At 70.9% G+C, this 16,455-nt stretch carries 15 protein-coding genes; 4 read left to right on the plus strand and 11 right to left on the minus strand.

Annotation, left to right across the window (positions count from 1 at the left end; genetic code table 11):
- Positions 1 to 480: 480 nt before the first annotated feature.
- From nusB to aroC, 5 genes are read right to left on the minus strand one after another with little or no spacing between them, the layout of a single operon-like run.
- A complete protein-coding gene (nusB, locus tag VG296_RS30350; RefSeq protein ID WP_325571932.1) occupies positions 481 to 915 on the minus strand; it encodes a transcription antitermination factor NusB in 435 nt (144 codons plus the stop codon).
- 50 nt (positions 916 to 965) lie between these two features.
- Positions 966 to 1,529 carry an elongation factor P gene (efp, locus tag VG296_RS30355; protein ID WP_325571933.1) on the minus strand — a complete coding sequence of 188 codons (564 nt, stop codon included), beginning with the start codon at positions 1,527 to 1,529 and terminating at the stop codon, positions 966 to 968.
- Between the two features lie 51 nt (positions 1,530 to 1,580).
- Complete coding sequence (gene aroB, locus VG296_RS30360) at positions 1,581 to 2,657, minus strand: 3-dehydroquinate synthase (protein WP_325571934.1); 1,077 nt, start codon at positions 2,655 to 2,657, stop codon at positions 1,581 to 1,583.
- A 4-nt stretch (positions 2,658 to 2,661) separates the two neighbouring features.
- Positions 2,662 to 3,186: a shikimate kinase gene (locus VG296_RS30365; RefSeq protein ID WP_325571935.1), complete on the minus strand. Its 525-nt coding sequence runs from the start codon at positions 3,184 to 3,186 to the stop codon at positions 2,662 to 2,664.
- Positions 3,186 to 4,403 (minus strand): chorismate synthase, encoded by a 1,218-nt coding sequence (aroC, locus tag VG296_RS30370; protein WP_325571936.1) that lies wholly within the window; start codon positions 4,401 to 4,403, stop codon positions 3,186 to 3,188. Before aroC ends, VG296_RS30365 begins: the two co-directional genes overlap by 1 nt.
- 162 nt (positions 4,404 to 4,565) lie before the next feature.
- Between aroC and VG296_RS30375 the strand changes: the two genes are divergently transcribed.
- Together VG296_RS30375 and VG296_RS30380 are read left to right on the plus strand one after the other, a co-directional pair.
- A complete protein-coding gene (locus VG296_RS30375; protein ID WP_325571937.1) occupies positions 4,566 to 5,417 on the plus strand; it encodes an SAM-dependent chlorinase/fluorinase in 852 nt (283 codons plus the stop codon).
- A gap of 120 nt (positions 5,418 to 5,537) precedes the next feature.
- Positions 5,538 to 6,818, plus strand: a complete 1,281-nt coding sequence (locus VG296_RS30380; RefSeq protein ID WP_325571938.1) for a DUF6882 domain-containing protein — start codon at positions 5,538 to 5,540, stop codon at positions 6,816 to 6,818.
- A 66-nt stretch (positions 6,819 to 6,884) separates the two neighbouring features.
- Here VG296_RS30380 and VG296_RS30385 read toward each other — a convergent pair whose 3' ends face one another.
- From VG296_RS30385 to VG296_RS30410, 6 genes are all read right to left on the minus strand, one after another.
- A complete protein-coding gene (locus VG296_RS30385; RefSeq protein ID WP_325571939.1) occupies positions 6,885 to 7,766 on the minus strand; it encodes a shikimate dehydrogenase in 882 nt (293 codons plus the stop codon).
- Positions 7,763 to 9,820 carry an endolytic transglycosylase MltG gene (gene mltG, locus VG296_RS30390; protein ID WP_325571940.1) on the minus strand — a complete coding sequence of 686 codons (2,058 nt, stop codon included), beginning with the start codon at positions 9,818 to 9,820 and terminating at the stop codon, positions 7,763 to 7,765. The genes VG296_RS30385 and mltG overlap by 4 nt, the downstream gene beginning before the upstream one ends.
- Positions 9,817 to 10,368, minus strand: coding sequence for a Holliday junction resolvase RuvX (gene ruvX / locus VG296_RS30395; RefSeq protein ID WP_349259761.1), 552 nt, complete (start codon positions 10,366 to 10,368; stop codon positions 9,817 to 9,819). Before ruvX ends, mltG begins: the two co-directional genes overlap by 4 nt.
- A gap of 95 nt (positions 10,369 to 10,463) precedes the next feature.
- Positions 10,464 to 13,124 (minus strand): alanine--tRNA ligase, encoded by a 2,661-nt coding sequence (alaS, locus tag VG296_RS30400; protein ID WP_325571942.1) that lies wholly within the window; start codon positions 13,122 to 13,124, stop codon positions 10,464 to 10,466.
- Positions 13,125 to 13,253: 129 nt separating this feature from the next.
- The gene (locus VG296_RS30405) at positions 13,254 to 13,502 is read right to left on the minus strand and encodes a hypothetical protein (protein ID WP_325571943.1); all 249 of its coding nucleotides are present in this window, start codon (positions 13,500 to 13,502) and stop codon (positions 13,254 to 13,256) included.
- A gap of 4 nt (positions 13,503 to 13,506) precedes the next feature.
- Positions 13,507 to 13,920, minus strand: a complete 414-nt coding sequence (locus VG296_RS30410) for a DUF948 domain-containing protein (protein WP_325571944.1) — start codon at positions 13,918 to 13,920, stop codon at positions 13,507 to 13,509.
- Positions 13,921 to 14,285: 365 nt separating this feature from the next.
- Here VG296_RS30410 and VG296_RS30415 point away from each other — a divergent pair, with 365 nt between their 5' ends.
- Positions 14,286 to 15,359, plus strand: a complete 1,074-nt coding sequence (locus VG296_RS30415) for a hypothetical protein (protein ID WP_325571945.1) — start codon at positions 14,286 to 14,288, stop codon at positions 15,357 to 15,359.
- 269 nt (positions 15,360 to 15,628) lie between these two features.
- On the plus strand, positions 15,629 to 16,381 hold the full coding sequence (locus tag VG296_RS30420) for a GNAT family N-acetyltransferase (RefSeq protein ID WP_325571946.1): 753 nt from the start codon (positions 15,629 to 15,631) through the stop codon (positions 16,379 to 16,381).
- Positions 16,382 to 16,455: the final 74 nt, after the last annotated feature.

The raw sequence follows: 16,455 nt of genomic DNA on the forward strand, positions 1-16,455 counted from the left end.
CTCTCCAAAAAAGAATTCCATACCTGGCCAATCAACATCCCGACGGAGGTCGGGATCAAATCAGCCAAACAAAACATTTGGCATCATAGACAAATGACACACTGTTGAGTTCTCAAGAAACAGACACACTCACCGCCTACCACGATCCCTAAGAACCGCTTCGACGACCGGCGCCACTTCGATTTTGTTGCTGTTTTCGCGCGGTTTCCCTTGCGATGTCCTTAACTCTAGCAGACTTTCCCGGAGGCTTTATCCACCGGGGTTTTCCGTACCACCCGAAAGGGCGACGAAAAACCGATCCCAGCCGACTCCGCCGACGGGGATCTCAGCTCACAGAGTAAATGGACCGCACTGCTCATATCGCACCGCGTCCGGCCGGGAACCCGGTCCATCCGCTCTTGGCGACGTTGGACTACGTTACGCGCTTCGCACGCCACCGTCAAATCCGGGGGCGGGCGAAGCGGAATGGGTCGCGAGGGCTCAGCGCTGCAGTGAGGGCTTGAGCTCCATGATGCGGTTGAGCAGGCCGTTCACGAACTGCGGGGACTCGTCGGTGGACAGCTGCTGCGCGAGGCCGACCGCCTCGTCGATGGCCACCACGTCCGGCACGTCCTCCTGCCAGAGCAGTTCGTAGACGCCGAGGCGCAGCACGTTCCGGTCCACGGCCGGCATCCGGTCCAGCGGCCAGCCCACCGAGTACGTCTCGATCAGCGAGTCGATCCGCTCCTGATGCCTGGCCACGCCCTCCACGAGCTCCACCGCGTACTCGCCGATCCGCGGATCCGAGTCCTGCGGGGTCTGCTGCTGCACCCGCGCGATCCGGTCGGCGAGCACGGTCGACGGACTGACGCTGCGCAGATCGGCCTCGTAGAGGATCTCCACCGCGCGTCGGCGTGCCTTGTTGCGAGTTGCCACTATTCCGTCTCAGATCACTCGTCGCCGCGTATTCGGTTTCGTCAGCGTTCTCAGCTGTTGATCCGGCCGAGGTACTTGCCGTCGCGGGTGTCCACCTTGACCTTCTCGCCGGTGGAGATGAACAGCGGTACCTGGATCTCGGCGCCGGTCTCGACGGTCGCGGGCTTGGTGCCGCCGGTGGAGCGGTCGCCCTGCAGGCCGGGCTCGGTGTAGGTGATGACCATCTCGACCGCGGCCGGCAGTTCGATGTACAGCGGCACGCCGTCGTGCGTGGCCACCATCGCCTCGGCGCTCTCCAGCAGGTAGTCCGCGTTTCCGCCGACGGTGTCTCCCGAGACGTGGATCTGGTCGTAGGTGTCCAGGTCCATGAACACGAAGTCGGCAGCCTCCTTGTAGAGGTACTGCATGCTGCGCTTGTCGACGTTCGCGGTCTCCACCTTGATGCCGGCGTTGAAGGTCTTGTCCACGACCTTGCCGGAGAGCACGTGCTTGAGCTTGGTACGCACGAAGGCCGGGCCCTTGCCGGGCTTGACGTGCTGGAATTCGACGACGTTCCAGAGCTCGCCGTCCAGGTTGAGCGTCATGCCGTTCTTGAGGTCGTTGGTCGAGGCCACGGCCGGGTGACTCCTAGCTAGAGGGAATGCTTAATCACTCGAGTCTAGCGGCTAACGCGAGATCTCCCCGAACGCGCCGACCAGCAGCTGCATGTCCGGTCCGGTCAGCACGGTCGGCTTCGCGAGGTCGGTCAGCACGATGAAGCGCAGGACGTCGGCGCGCGACTTCTTGTCGATGCGCATCGTCTCGAGCAGCTTGGGCCAGGCCTCGGCGTCGTAGCTCATCGGCAGGCCGAGCGCGCCGAGCACGTCGCGGTGGCGGCGTACGACGGATTCGTCCAGCCGTCCGGCCAGCCGCGCGAGTTCGGCGGCGAAGACCATGCCGACGGAGACGGCCGCGCCGTGCCGCCACTGGTAGCGCTCGTTGCGCTCGATGGCGTGGCCGAGAGTGTGGCCGTAGTTGAGGATCTCGCGCAGCCCGGACTCGCGCAGGTCCTGCGAGACGACCTCGGCCTTGACCCGGATCCCGCGCTCGATCAGCTCCTGGGTGTGCGGGCCGTCGAACGACTTCGCTCCCTCGACGTCGCTCTCGATCAGCTCGAGAATGCGCGGGTCGGCGATGAAGCCGCACTTGACGACCTCGGCAAGCCCGGCGACGTAGTCGTTGCGCGGCAGGGACTCCAGCGCGCCGAGATCGCACAGCACGCCGGCGGGCGGCCAGAACGCGCCGACGAGGTTCTTGCCCTCGGTGGTGTTGATGCCGGTCTTGCCGCCCAGGGCTGCGTCCACCATGCCGAGCACGGTCGTCGGGATCTGCACCACGCGCACGCCGCGCAGCCAGGTCGCCGCGGCGAACCCGGCCAGGTCGGTCGTCGCGCCGCCGCCGACGCCGACGATCGCGTCGGTGCGGGTGAAGCCGGACTGGCCGAGCACGGTCCACAGGTACGCGAGGACCTGCGCCGACTTCTGCTCCTCGGCGTCCGGGACCTCGACGGTGATCGCCTTCAGGCCGGCCGCGGCGAGGTCGGCGCGCACCGCCTCACCCGTCGCGGCCAGGGCCTTCGGGTGGATGACCGCGACCCGGGCGACCTTCTCGCCGAGCATCTTCGGCAGTTCGTCGAGCAGGCCGTGGCCGACCACGACCTCGTAGGGCGAGTCGCCGCCGACGGGGATGCGCGTGGTGCTCAAGGCTTCAGGACTCCTTAGTGCCGTGCGGGATCCGGCCGCACAGCTCGTCGACGACCTCTTCGATGCTCATCTCGCTGGTGTCCACGTGGACGGTGGAGATCTCCTCGTAGAGCGGACGGCGCTCGCGGTCGAGTGCGATGAAGCGGCCGCGCACGTTGCCGAGCAGCAGCGGGCGGGCGACGTTCATGTCGAGGCGCTTGACGGCGCTGGGCACGTTCACGTCGAGCCAGACGACGTAGTGCGCGACCAGGGCCTTGCGGGTCTCGGGCCGCAGGATGGCGCCGCCGCCGAGGGAGAGCACGCCGCCGTGCGACTCGAGGGCGGCGCGCACGGCCTCGGACTCGAGCTCGCGGAAGTACTCCTCGCCGCGGTCGACGAAGAGTTCGGCGATGGTCGTTCCGGTCAGCGTCTCGACGTCCTGGTCGGTGTCGCGCAACGGGACTTCGAGCCGTTCGGCGAGCGCCGCCCCGACGGTGGACTTGCCGGATCCGGGCGGGCCGACGAGGACGGCGAGGGGCCGCTGCAGCATCAGTGCACCCCCAGCCCGCGCTCGTCGAGTTCGGCGAGGTAAGCCTGTACGTTGCGGCGGGTCTCGGCCACGCTGTCGCCGCCGAACTTCTCCAGCAGCGCGTCGGCCAGCACCATCGCGACCATGGCCTCGGCCACGATCCCGGCCGCGGGCACGGCGCACACGTCAGAACGCTGATGGTGCGCGGTGGTGGCCTCGCCGGTGGCCACGTCCACGGTGGCCAGGGCGCGCGGGATCGTGGAGATCGGCTTCATCGCGGCGCGCACGCGCAGCGCCTCGCCGGTGGACATGCCTCCTTCGGTGCCGCCCGACTTCCCGCTCTTCCGGTGCACGCCGGGATGCCCGGGCTCGATCTCGTCCTGCGCCTGCGAGCCGCGGACGCGGGCGAGTTCGAAGCCGTCGCCCAACTCGACGCCCTTGATCGCCTGAATGCTCATCAGGGCGGCGGCCAGGCGCGCGTCCAGCCTGCGGTCCCAGTGCACGTGGCTGCCGAGGCCCGGCGGAAGGCCGTAGGCCAGCACCTCGACGACGCCGCCCATGGTGTCGCCCTCCCTGTGGCACTGGTCGATCTCGGCGACCATCCGCGCGGAGGTGTCGGCGTCCAGGCAGCGCACCGGATCGGCGTCCAGCCGCTCCTCGTCGGCGGGCTGCGGGACGAGGCCGGCCGGGGCCTTGATCGGGCCGAGTTCGACGACGTGCGAGACCAGCTCGACGTCCGCGGCCTGCTTCAGGAACGCGCGGGCGACCTCGCCGAGTGCCACGCGGGCGGCCGTCTCGCGGGCGCTGGCGCGCTCGAGTACCGGGCGTGCCTCGGTGAATCCGTACTTCTGGATGCCGGCGAGGTCGGCGTGGCCGGGACGGGGCCGGGTGAGCGCGGCGCTCCGGGCCTGGCTCGCGGTGCCGGGCTCGAGGTCGTCGAGCTCGCCGACGCCCTCGGCCGGGTCGGCGGCCATCACCGTGCGCCACTTCGGCCACTCCGAGTTCCCGATCTGCACGGCGAAGGGGCCGCCCTGGGTCAGTCCGTGGCGCAGGCCGCCGAGGACCGTCACCTCGTCCTGCTCGAACTTCATCCGGGCGCCGCGGCCGTATCCGAGCCGTCGCCGGGCCAGCGCGTGCGCGAGGTCCTTGGTCGAGGTCTCGATCCCGGCGGGTAGTCCCTCCGCGATCGCGACGAGGGCCGGACCATGGGATTCGCCTGCGGTGAGCCATCGCAACATGCCCCGATCATCCCACACGGGGACGGACCCGATCCGGACACGTCCGCATGCCCGTCAAGTCACAGCGCGTGACCAGGCCGGGCCTGTCCGGTGCACGACTCGCCCCTGCACGGTTCACCGCCGGTCCACGTCGCGGCCACGTGGACGCACTACGGTGCCTCAATGAACGCGACCGCGGGGATCTCCTGGATCGGCTTCCTGTCCGACTACGGTCTGAGCGACTGCCACGTCGGTGTGTGCCACGGAGTGATCGCGTCGACCGCGCCCACGGCCCGGGTGATCGACCTGTGCCACGAGGTGCCGCCCGGCGATCTGCGCCGGGGCTCCGCGCTGCTCGCGCAGGCCGCGCCCGACCTGCCGCCGGGGGTGCTGCTGGCGGTGGTGGATCCGGCGACGGGACCGGGGGCGGGCACTCGGCGGCGCGCGCTGGCCGTGGTCGCCGGGCGTACCGTGCTGGTCGGCCCGGACAACGGCCTGCTGCTGCCGGCCGCGAAGGCGCTCGGCGGGGCGGAGGCGGCGTTCGAGATCACCGCGCGCACGTACCTGCGGCAGCCGGTGTCCTCGACATTCCGCGGCCGGGACATGTTCGCTCCGGTGGCCGCGCACCTGGCCGGGGGCCTGGATCCGACGGTGCTCGGGCCCAAGGTGCCGATCGAGGCGCTGGTGCAGCTGCCCAAGCCGGTCTCGCGGCTGACGGCGCATCGGCTGGAGGGTGAGGTGCTGAGCGTGGACCGCTGGGGAACGGTGCAGACGACGTTGGAGGCCGGGCTTTTCGAGGCCGCGGGGCTGCGGGTCGGCGACACGTTGAAGGTGCACTGCCGGATCGGCGTGGTGAAGGTGCCGTTCGGCCGTAGCCACGCGGACGTGCGTCCGGGTGAGGCGGTCGGATATCTGGACTCGGCGGGTCTGTTCGCCTTGGCCCGCAACACGAACTCGGCCGCGGAGGAGTTGCGGCTGCAGCCCGGGGACCCTGTCGCGGTCCGGCTGCCCGCGACGATGGACACCAACGGGTAGGCCCTCGGTAAACTGTCCATTCGCGAGGTGTCGGACGTTGAGACAGTGGCGAGGAGAGTCCTCAGCGTGAGTGGCGGGCAACTAGGTGCGGAGCCTGAAGGCTCTTCGCGGCGGTTACTGGTGGCGGAGGTCTTCGACGGGCGGGGGCCGAGCGGCGGGGTATTGATCAACCGGCCGCAGGTCGACCCCGGCGAGCTGGGTGCGCTCACGGCGTATCTGACGAAGGCTCCGGTGGCGCTGGCGACGACGAAGACCGGCGAGGACGAGATGTCCCCGGGCGCGGGTCTGGTGGTGCCGCGCGCGTATCACACGGACGGCGAGTGGATCTGGCCGGCGGCGGTCGGCTACTACCTGCACCGCTACCACCTGCCTCCGCAGGTCGAGCTCGTCGAGCACATCAGGGCACGTGGTTTCCGGATGCCGTCGGTGGCCGAGGACCTGCGGCAGGCCGCGGCGGCGCAGATGCTGCAGCACCTGGCCGCGGCGAGGCGGAACGCGGCGAGCGGGGTGCCGGCGGCGCCCGCGCCGACTCCCCCGGCCCCGGCGGCCGACCCTGCCCCTGTCGCCGCGCCCGAGGTGAAGCCAGCGGAACCTGGTCTGTGGACGCCGGAGCCGGCCGGGGCCGCGGGGGCTCCCGCGGCGGGAGCGGTCGCGGAGTCCGAGCCCGCAGCCGGGGCCGGGGCCGAGGAGCTCGTCGAGGGCGAGAGTTTCAGCCCGGCGTTCACCGCGGCGGGCAATCGGCACGCGGCCTGGGTGTACGAGCAGATCGAGGCCTTCCTCGACTTCATGCCGGTCGACGAGTGGTCGGTGGACCACGAGAGCGGACGCTACCGGCAGGCCGGGCGGGAGTTCACGGTGGACGCGCTGGGCCGGCTCGACCAGAGCGGCCGCTGGGTCTGGGCGTGGGCCGAGGCCGAGGCGTGGTCGGCGAATCCCGCTTTGACCGAGCGGGTCCGGCGGCTGCGCGAGCAGGGCGACCGGCTCGGTATCAAGGAGCTGACGGAGCCGGTGTTGAACCTGGCCGAGATCGCGGACGCGGACGACCCGGAGATCGCGGCCGAGATGCTGGCCTGGACCGCGATGGGCGTGGCGGGGGCGCGCGGCTATCTCGGGCACACGTTCAGCGACGAGAACCGCGTCTACTACCTGGCCTTCGACGAGTCGATCCCGAACGCGAAGCCCGACCTCGACGCCGTCGTCCACTATCTGACCGAGGGTGCCGACAAGTTCGAGGACGACCCGTCGGACTGCGTGCTCGGATACGTCGAGCACCACGGCTGGGACTGGAGCCGCAGCGCCGAGGGCATCGTGGTCAGCGCGCGCGGCCTCGGCACCTTCACCGTCAGCCTGGCGGCGGGCGGGGAGCTGCTCGGCATCGCGCCGCACCGGCTCGCGAGCTGACGACGGGGCTCAGGGCTCTGCGTGACTCGGGGTCGGTGCCTCGCCTCAGGCTGTCGCGCCGCGGACTCAGAGCTCTGCGTCTGAGTCTTGGTCCGCGTCGGCTTCCGCGGACGCCGCGTCGGCCGCCAGGGCCTCGCGCATGGCGTCCAGGATCTCGGCCGCGCGGCCCGTCACGCCGGTCATCAGCTCGACCTGCCGGACCGCCTGATGCACGAGCAGGTCCTGCCCGCCGAGCACCGCGCCGCCGCGCTCGGCCCATGCGGCGGCGAGCGGCGTCGGCCAGGGATGGTAGATCACGTCGAAGAGCGTCCCGACGCGCTCCGGCAACCGCCCGGCGAGCTCGTCCGCCGCACCCGCCGGCGTCGTGTTGACGACGAGTTCGAATTCGGCGGCCGCCTGGGCCTCAGCCCACGGCCGCGGGTCGAGCTCGAGCCCGAAGTGCCGCGCCAGCGTGTCGAACTCGGCGAGCCTGGCCGGGTTGCGCAGGTAGATCGTGATCGGGCCCTTGACCAGTTCCGACAACGCCGCGAGCGCCGAGCCCGCGGTAGCCCCCGCGCCGAGCACGGCCGCGCCGCCAACCGCCGTCACCCCGCGCTCGCGCAGCGCCGCGGCCAGCCCGGTGACGTCGGTGTTCGCGCCGTACCGGGAGCCGTCCGCCCGGAAAATCAGGGTATTGACGGCATTGACGGCCAGCGCGGTCGGGTCGGCCTCGTCGAGCAACGGGATGACCGCGCGCTTGAGCGGCATGGTGAGGGACAGCCCGGACCAGCCCTCGTCGCGGTCGAGCCCGTCGAGGAAGCCGGGCAGCGCGGCCTCGTCCACCTCGTGCCGACCGTACGTCCAGCCGGACAGCCCGAGCCGCGCGTACGCGGCCCGGTGCAGCACCGGCGAGAGCGAGTGCGCGATCGGCGAACCGAGCACAGCGGCGCGGCGGTTCGCGGTCGTCATCCGCAGTTGCCCGGGTACTGCTTGCCGAGCTGGGCCCACGCCGTGTCGTTCGACGCGTAGTGGATCGCGCCGTTGACCGCGCAGAAGTACACGTCGGTCGAGTCGGTCGGCGAGAGCGCGCCCATCAGCGAGGGCTGATCCGCACTGTCGATCGGGCCCGGCGGCAGGCCGCGCACCACGCGCAGGTTGTACGGGTTGGACTTGTCGGCGAGCTCGGCGGCGGTGGGCTGCGGCTCGGTGCGGCCGAGGCCGTAGAGCGTGGCCGTGTCGAAACCGAGCTTCGAGTAGTTCGAGTTCTTCAGCCGGGTGTAGATGACGCCCGAGATCTTGGCGAGGTCGGACGGGTCGGAACCCGCCTCGGCCCGGGCCATCGACGCGACGGTGAGCACCTGGTACGGCGTCATGTTCAGCGAGGAGGCCTTCTGCGTCAGGCCCACCGCGTTGAACATCGCCACCTGCTGGTCGACCATCGCCTTGAGCAGCGCGGTCGGCGTCTTGTAGCCGGGCAGCTGGTAGGTGCCGGTGTACAGGAAGCCCTCGATGTTGGCGAAGGGGTACTTCGCGGCCGTCTTGGCCGTCGCGTAGCTGGGCAGGTCGATCTGGCCGCTGTTGATCGCGGAGACGATCTGCGCCTGCGTCCAGCTGGTCTTCTGCTCGAGGTCGGTGAAGACGTCGGCGGCGCGCTCGCCCGGCTTCACCAGCAGCTGCGACTTGTTGTAGACGTTGCTCGAGTTCAGCATCGCGGTCACCGCGGCGGCGGCGCTCATCTGCTCGTGCAGCTTGTAGGTGTTCGCCTGGATGTTGGGGCACTGCGAGTTGTTGTTGCAGGCCTCGATGAAGGCGCGCTCGCTCTTGACCACGCCCGCCGCGTAGAGCTTCTGGGCGATCTCCGTGCCACCCGCGCCGGACGGGATGGTCACTATCGTGGTGGCCGAGATGCCACTGGTCGAGTTGTAGTCGGCGGGCGGGCCGTAGTGCGCCTCGTACCAGTTGTAGCCCTGGTAGCCGCCGTAGCCGAGGCCGCCGGCGATGAGCGCGAAGAACAGGAAGATGACCGTGCAGCTGCGCCGCGCCTTCTTGTCCTTGTCCTTCTGCTTTCCGCCGGAGCGGCCGCCCCTGCGCCGGCCGCCGTCCTCGTCGTCCTCGTCCACGCCGGGGGACGCCGGGGACTCGTTCGCGGAGTCCTCGCCCAGCAGGCCGAGACGGCCGTCGTCGCTCACCTGCGACTGCTCGCCGGTGCCGCCCGCGCGACGGCGCCCGCGGCTCGGGTACTCGTACTCGTCCGGCTCCTCGGCGAGCTCCGAGAGGTCCGCGTACGGGTCGCGACCGGCGGAGTACGAGGGCTGAGACTGGGGCTGGGGCTGGGAGGCGTGGCCGCCGCTGCCGTAGCCGCCGCGGGGGTTGCCGGTGTCATAGGACCCTGAGCCGTAGGACGCGGCCTCGTAGCTCGCCGCAGAGCCGTATCCGGGACTGGCCGAGCCGGTGGCCGTGTCGTAGCCGGAGCGCTCGTAGTCCTGCCGCGGGTAGCCGCCGGTGTCATAACCCTGCTGCGGGTAGCCCTCGTACCCGCTGCCGTACGATCCGGACCCGGCGTTCGGGTCGTACCCGTAATCCTGCTGCTGGCGCTGCTGTTGCTGCTGCTGGAAGTAGGGGTTCTGCGCCTGCTGCTGGGGCTGCTGCTGCCGTGGGCGCTGCGGCGGACGCTGCTGCCGGTACTGCGGCTGGCCCTGGCCCGGGGCCTGGCCCTGCGGCTGCTGTGGCTGCTGGGGCCGCGGTCGCTGTTGCTGCTCGGGGCCGCCGTACTGCTGCTCAGGGGTGGAGTACTGCTGCTCGGGTCTGGAGTACTGCTGCTGTGGCTGCTGGGGGTGCGGCTGCTGCGGCTGCTGACCCTGCGGCTGTTGCTGCTGGTAGTGCTGCCGGTGCTGCGGGCTCGGCTGAATCGGGCGGCCGTACTGGTCGTATTCGGGAGTTTGCGGAGCGTTGCCATAGTCCTGCGGCTGCGAGTAGGGGTCCGGCTCCTGCGGGGGGTAGCCGTACCAACCGCCGTCGCTCATTCGCTCTCCTTCACGGGGGCCGCACCGTCGTCGGCGGAGCCCTGCCCCAGGCCGACCAGCGTACCGGGGGGTCTGCCGGATGCGCGCTCGGTATCGAGTGCGTTCTGCAGGATCACCACGGCGGCGGCCTGGTCCACCACGGCACGGCTCTTACGGCCGCGCACACCCGACTCGCGTAGTCCACGGGTCGCGGTCACGGTTGTCAACCGCTCATCGACCAAACGCACCGGAATGGGCTGGATTTTACCGGCGAGCCGATCCGCGAAGGCGCGTGCCTTCGCCGCCGCCGGGCCCTCGGCGCCGGACAGCGAGCGGGGCAGTCCGAGCACGGTCTCGACGACGGCGTACTCGGCGGCCAGCTCGGCGAGCCTGGCCAGGTCGCCGTCGCCCGCCGACACGGTCTCCACCGGGGTCGCGAGCATCCCGTCCGGGTCGCACACGGCGACGCCGATGCGCACCGCGCCGACGTCCACGCCCAGCCTTCTGCCCGGTCTCACTGTCCGCTCCGTTCCAGCATCGTCTTCCGCGGATGTGGAAACCCCCTCCATGCCACAGCGTCGCATGGAGGGGGACCTGTCCGCTCAATAAACACGCATCGAGGATGACGCCGTGACGCCGCGTCAGCCTGTCAGCACGGTTCGAATCAGCTCAGAATCTGCCGACCGACCGCCTCGAGCGCCCGGTCGAGCGCCGCGGGGTCGGTGCCGCCGCCCTGGGCGATGTCGTCCTTGCCGCCACCGCCGCCGCCGAGGGTCTGCGCGGCGGTCCTGGCCAGCGCGCCCGCCTTCAGGCCCTGCTCGCGCGCCGCCTCACTGGTCGTCACCACGACCACCGGACGGCCGTTCGCCACCGAGGCCACGGCGACCACGCTCGGCCGGCCGCCGAGCCGCGCGCGCACGTCCAGTGCCAGCTTGCGCAGGTCGTCCGCGGTGGTGCCGTCGGGCGCGCGGTGCGCCACATACGCCACGCCGCGCAGGTCCGCCGGGTTCGCCGCGAGCTCGCCGGCGACCGCGAGCACCTGACCGGCGCGCAGCGAGGCGATCTCCTTCTCCGCCTCGCGCAGCTTGCCGATGATGCCGTTGATCCGCTCCGGCAGCTCCTCGGGCCGCGCCTTGACCGCCTCGGAGATCTGCGCGAGCAGCACGTGCTCGCGCGCCAGGAAGTTGTACGCGTCCGAGCCGACCAGCGCCTCGACCCGGCGCACGCCCGCGCCGATGGAGGACTCGTGCAGCAGCTTGACCAGGCCGAGCCGGCCGGTGTTCGGCACGTGCGTGCCGCCGCAGAGCTCGTGCGCCCACTCGCCGACCGAGACCACCCGGACCCGGTCGCCGTACTTCTCGCCGAACAGCGCCATCGCGCCCATGGCCTTGGCCTCGGGCTGCGACATGATCTCCGCGGTCACCGCGAGATCGTCCCGCAGCACCTCGTTGACCAGCTGCTCCGCGTCGGCGAGGACCGACTGCGGGATGGCCTGCGGGTGCGCGAAGTCGAAGCGGAAGCGGCCGGGCGAGTTCTCCGAACCGGCCTGCGTCGCGGTATCGCCGAGCAGCTCGCGGAAGGCCCTGTGCACCATGTGCGTCGCGGTGTGCGCCCGGGAGATCCCGGCGCGCCGCGCCACGTCCACCACGGACTCGGCGCCCTGACCCACCGTCACCTCGCCGTCCCGGACGATCGCGCGGTGCACGATCAGGTCGCCTACCGGCTTCTGCACGTCCAGCACCTCGACCAGCGCGCCGTTGCCGAGCCGGATCAGGCCGTGGTCGGCGAGCTGGCCGCCGCCCTCCGCGTAGAACGGGGTGCGGTCCAGCACCAGCTCGACCTCGTCCCCGCTGCCCGCGCTGCCCGCGACCGCGCCGTCGACCAGCAGGCCCTTGACCGTGCCCTCGCTGGTGGTCTCGCGGTAGCCGGTGAACTCGGGGCTGCCCGCGGCGTCGAGCAGCGCGCGGTACGCCGAGACGTCCGCGTGCCCGGTCTTCTTCGCCCTCGCGTCCGCCTTGGCGTTGGCTTTCTGCTGGGCCATCAGCCGGCGGAAGCCCTCCTCGTCCACGGACAGGCCCTGCTCGGCCGCCATCTCCAGGGTGAGGTCGATCGGGAAGCCGAAGGTGTCGTGCAGTTGGAAGGCCTCGGCCGCGCCGACCGAGGTCGCGCCCTTGGACTTGGCCGCGTCGATCGCGTTGTCCAGGATTCCGGTGCCGGTGCGCAGCGTCTGCAGGAAGGCCGCCTCCTCGCCGACCGCGACCGCGAGGATCCGCTTGGCGTCGGTGACCAGCTCGGGGTACTGCGGGCCCATCGCCTCGATCGCCGTGTTGATCAGCGTCTCCATGACCGGCGCCGTCGAGCCGAGCAGCCGCATGTTGCGGATGGCCCGGCGCATGATGCGCCGCAGCACGTAGCCGCGGCCCTCGTTGCCCGGGGTGACGCCGTCGCCGATGAGCATCAGCGCCGTGCGGACGTGGTCGGTCACGACGCGCAGCGAGACGTCGGTCTTGTGCTCCTTGCCGTAGACCGTGCCGGTCAGCTCCGCGGCCTTGTCCAGGATCATCCGCGAGGTGTCGATCTCGTAGAGGTTGTCGACGCCCTGCAGGATGGTGGCGAGCCGCTCGAGGCCGAGGCCGGTGTCGATGTTCTTCGCGGGCAGGTCGCCGAGGATCTCGAAGTCCTCCTTGGAGGTGCCCTCGCCGCGCTCGTACTGCATGAAGACCAGGTTCCAGATCTCCAGGTAGCGCTCGCCGTTGACCGCCGGGCCGCCCTCCTCGCCGTACGCCGGGCCCCGGTCGTAGTTGATCTCGGAGCTCGGGCCGCACGGACCCGGCACGCCCATCGACCAGAAGTTGTCCTTCTTGCCGAGGCGCTGGATCCGCTCCGCCGGGACGCCGATCTTCTTGTTCCAGATCTCGTGCGCCTCGTCGTCGTCGAGGTAGATGGTGATCCATAGCTTCTCGGGCTCGAGGCCGTAGCCGCCCTCGGCGACGGAGCCGGTCAGCAGCTCCCAGGCGTAGGTGATCGCGCCTTCCTTGAAATAGTCGCCGAAGGAGAAGTTTCCGCACATCTGGAAGAAGGTGCCGTGCCGGGTGGTCTTGCCGACCTCTTCGATGTCCGGAGTGCGCACGCACTTCTGCACGCTGGTCGCGCGCGGCGCAGGCGGCGGCTCCTCCGCGAGGAAGTAGGGCTTGAACGGCACCATGCCCGCGTTGACCAGCAGCAGGGTGGGGTCGGAGGCGATGAGCGAGGCGGAGGGGATCTCGGCGTGCCCGCGCTTGACGAAGAAGTCGATCCAGCGGCGACGGATCTCTGCGGAGTCCATGAGAACTACCTCTCGCTCACAACTCTAGACGGCGTTGGTTTACGTAGGCCCCGGCCCTTTCACGGGGGCTACGGCTATTGTTCCAGCCCGGGGCGACGGGCGATGACCGATTTAATCGGTGTGGGAAGATCAGGCCCGCTTGTCGTGCTCGGCGGTGTCCACACCGAGCGTGTGGTACAGCTCGAACTCGCGCTCGGCGGCCGCGGAACGCACGTCCTCGGTGAAGTCCTGGAAGGCGGCCGAGATCCTCCCGGGCACGCCGCTCGCGGAGCCCGCGAGGTTGCCCGGGGCCAGCTTCTTCGCGGCCTTGGCGGCGCGGTTGACCACGACGACGCCGACGGTGGCGCCGAGGGCCACCCAGAAAACCCGCTTCATCACGGCGTCAGGCCCCCTTCTTCGCCTTGCGCGCGGCCTTGATCTCGCCCTTGACGCGCTTCTCCACCTCGGCGTGGCGGCGGTTGGCGATCGCCGAGCGCACGCCGTAGGAGAACGCCGCCGCCTTGATCATCGGACCGCCGACGGTCGCGGAGAAGGTGGAGGCGAGCGCGGAGGCGTTGGTGGAGATGTTCGAGACGTTGTCCGTGATCACGTCCACCTTGCCGAGCTGCTCGTTGGCCGTCACCACCGTGGTGGTGATCTCGCCGAGTAGCGGCGTGGTCTTCTCGCTGATGCCCGCGACGAGGTTCTTCGTCTCCCTGAGCACCTGCGCGAGCCGCAGCAGCACCACGCAGAGGAAGGCCACCCCGATCGCGAAGAAGACCGCGAAAATCAGTCCGACGACTGCTCCTGCCGACACCGTGGGGTCCGTCCCTTCGCTCGCCCGATGGAGGGTTGCCGTCCGCGAGCCGGAGTCGACGACTCGGACAGTGTTTCGTCGAAGAGGTTATCGCGTTCCGGCACTTCGCCGACGCCAGCCGGGCCCGCCGGATCCGCGCGTCCGGCCGTTCCGCTGCTTCGACGCCGGCCGGGTCCGCCGAATCCTCGCGCCGGACGTCGCAAGGGTCGTACGCTGAGCGGGGCCGGTAGGCGGCCGGACACACAGCGTCCCCGAGGCGTGTCGCAATACCGGTGCGCACGGCGGCGGCCGCACCTGGTATTCATTGGGTCGCCGGCCGCCTTGCGGGTCAGCTCCGCTTCACTGACAACTGGATGGTGAGTCGCGTGGGGTCTTTCGCGTTCGAACCCGTCGGGTCCGACGCGCCGAAGAACGTCAGCCCGTACGAACTGCGGGCGATGGTGGCGACGGGCTTGCGCGGCCGGACGTACCTGGCGTACACGGCCGCGGGGCAGGCGGTGGCGGTCAAGGTGTTCCGCTTCGGCGTGGGCTCGGATCCGAAGGCGCGGGCGCGGTTCCTGCGGGCGGTGACCGTGGCCCGCTCGACGCGCAACACGTACGTGGCCCCGGTGCTCGGCGCCGGGTTCGCGCAGCACAAGCTGTGGCAGGCGACGGAGTACCAGCCCGGGCCCTCGCTGGCCGAGGCGGTCTTCCGGTACGGCGCGCTGCCCCGGGAGGGCGTGCGCCGGCTGGCCCTGGCCCTGACCGAGGTGGTCGGCGAGCTGCACCTGGTCGGCCTGTCCGGCAGGGGTCTGATACCGGCGGACGTGGTGCTCACCACGCGGGGCCCGCGCGTGGTCGATCTCGGGTTCGCCCGGGTGGAGATCGAGGGCGGCGGCGGGGAGGGCACCACGAGCCTGCTGCTCGACGAGATCCCGGGCCGCTACGCCTCGGGCGAGGCGGTGCTCGCGGAGGACGTGCGGGACGTCGCCGAGATCCTCTACTTCGCGGCGACCGGCCGGTCGGTGGCGGGCGATCCCGGGGACATCCTCAGCCCGAGTACCGGCAACTGTCCCGAGGCGCTCAGGGAGCTGATAGCGGCGGGGCTGCGGCAGGACGCGGCGCGTCGGCCGCGGCTGGCGGAACTGGCGGCGGCGGCGTCCGCGGCCGGGGTCCCGGCGGTCACGGCCGCGAGCTGGGAGTCGGGCGAGTGGCTGCCGAAGGGCGCGCTGGCGGACGCGCGGGAGCGGGCGTCCTTGGTCGCCTCGATCCACCGGCAGCACGCGTGGATCCTCGGCGGGGTGATGCCGGAGGCCGAGCTGCGCACCGGCTCGACGCCCGAGGGCTTGGCGCGCCCGCAGGAGGTCGAGGACCGGCGGCCGAGCGAGCAGCGGCTGACGGCGGGCGACATGTCGAAGTCCCTGGCCCGCAAGGTGTGGCGGCGGCGCCCCGGAGCGTGAGACCTCCGGCCGCGCTCCCCCGCGCACCCATGTGAGCCCTCGTACTCGGCGGGGAAAACATCTTGCGCCGCGCCGTACCGCCCTGGCAGGATCTCCCCGTTCGGATCAACAAGGTTCCAGATTCAGGAGTTGCCAATGCCTGTCCGCGCCTTCGCCTCGAAGCGCCGCCGACAGTCCTAGCACCACCCGCGCCTCGTGCCGTGCACCGGGAGCGCGACTTCGGCGGCATGTATGTTTATTTCCGCATGCCAACAGAAGGATTCACCACAGTGGACTTCGACGTCCAGCACCACGCCCGCACCCTCGCCCTGCGCGCGCCCGCGCACGTCCGGGTCGGGCCGTTCGTCTGCCGCTTCAACCTGAGCTGGGCCAGCCCCTTCGCGAACTACGCCATCCCGGACGACCACGCCGAGCCGACCCAGGACGAGATCAGGGCTCTGATCGCCGCCTTCCGGCAGCACGACCGCAAGCCGCGCCTGGAGTATCTGCCCGCCTGCGCCCCCGCGGTGGAGAAGGCCCTGCTCATCGCCGGTTTCGAGATCGAGGACCGGCCGCCCGTCCTGGCCTGCCGGCCGCAGAACCTGGCCGTCCCCGAGCCCCTGCCCGGCCTGGAGTTCCGCGAGCCGCGCAGCGACGACGACCTCGACGCGCTGGCCGCGATCCAGCACTACGCCTTCGGCGAGCCGGGCGATCCCGAACCGGGCTCGGGCGCCGGCGCGCGCCGCGTCTACGAGAACGGCGGCATCGTCGTGCTCGCCCGCTACCGCGGCGAGCCCGCCGGCGGCGGCACCTGCTCCGCCCCCGTCGACGGAATGACCGAGCTGGGCGGCGTCGCCGTAGCCGCCCGCTTCCGCCGCCGCGGCATCGGCGCCGCCCTCTCCGCCCACGTCACCGCCCTGGCCCACGCCCGCGGCTACCGCCTCGTCTGGCTCGAGCCCGCCGACGAGACCGTCGAGCGCATCTACGCCGGCATCGGCTACCGCCGCGTCGGCGAGAAGCTCAACATCTCGCTGCCGGGGTAACACTCCCGCGCCCCTGACCCGGAGCCAGCATCCGCCGGAGGCATCTGATGCGGAGCGGGGTTTTGGGGGGGGGG

This window comes from Actinospica sp. (assembly GCF_035552695.1).
In the GTDB taxonomy this organism is placed as follows: domain Bacteria; phylum Actinomycetota; class Actinomycetes; order Streptomycetales; family Catenulisporaceae; genus Actinospica.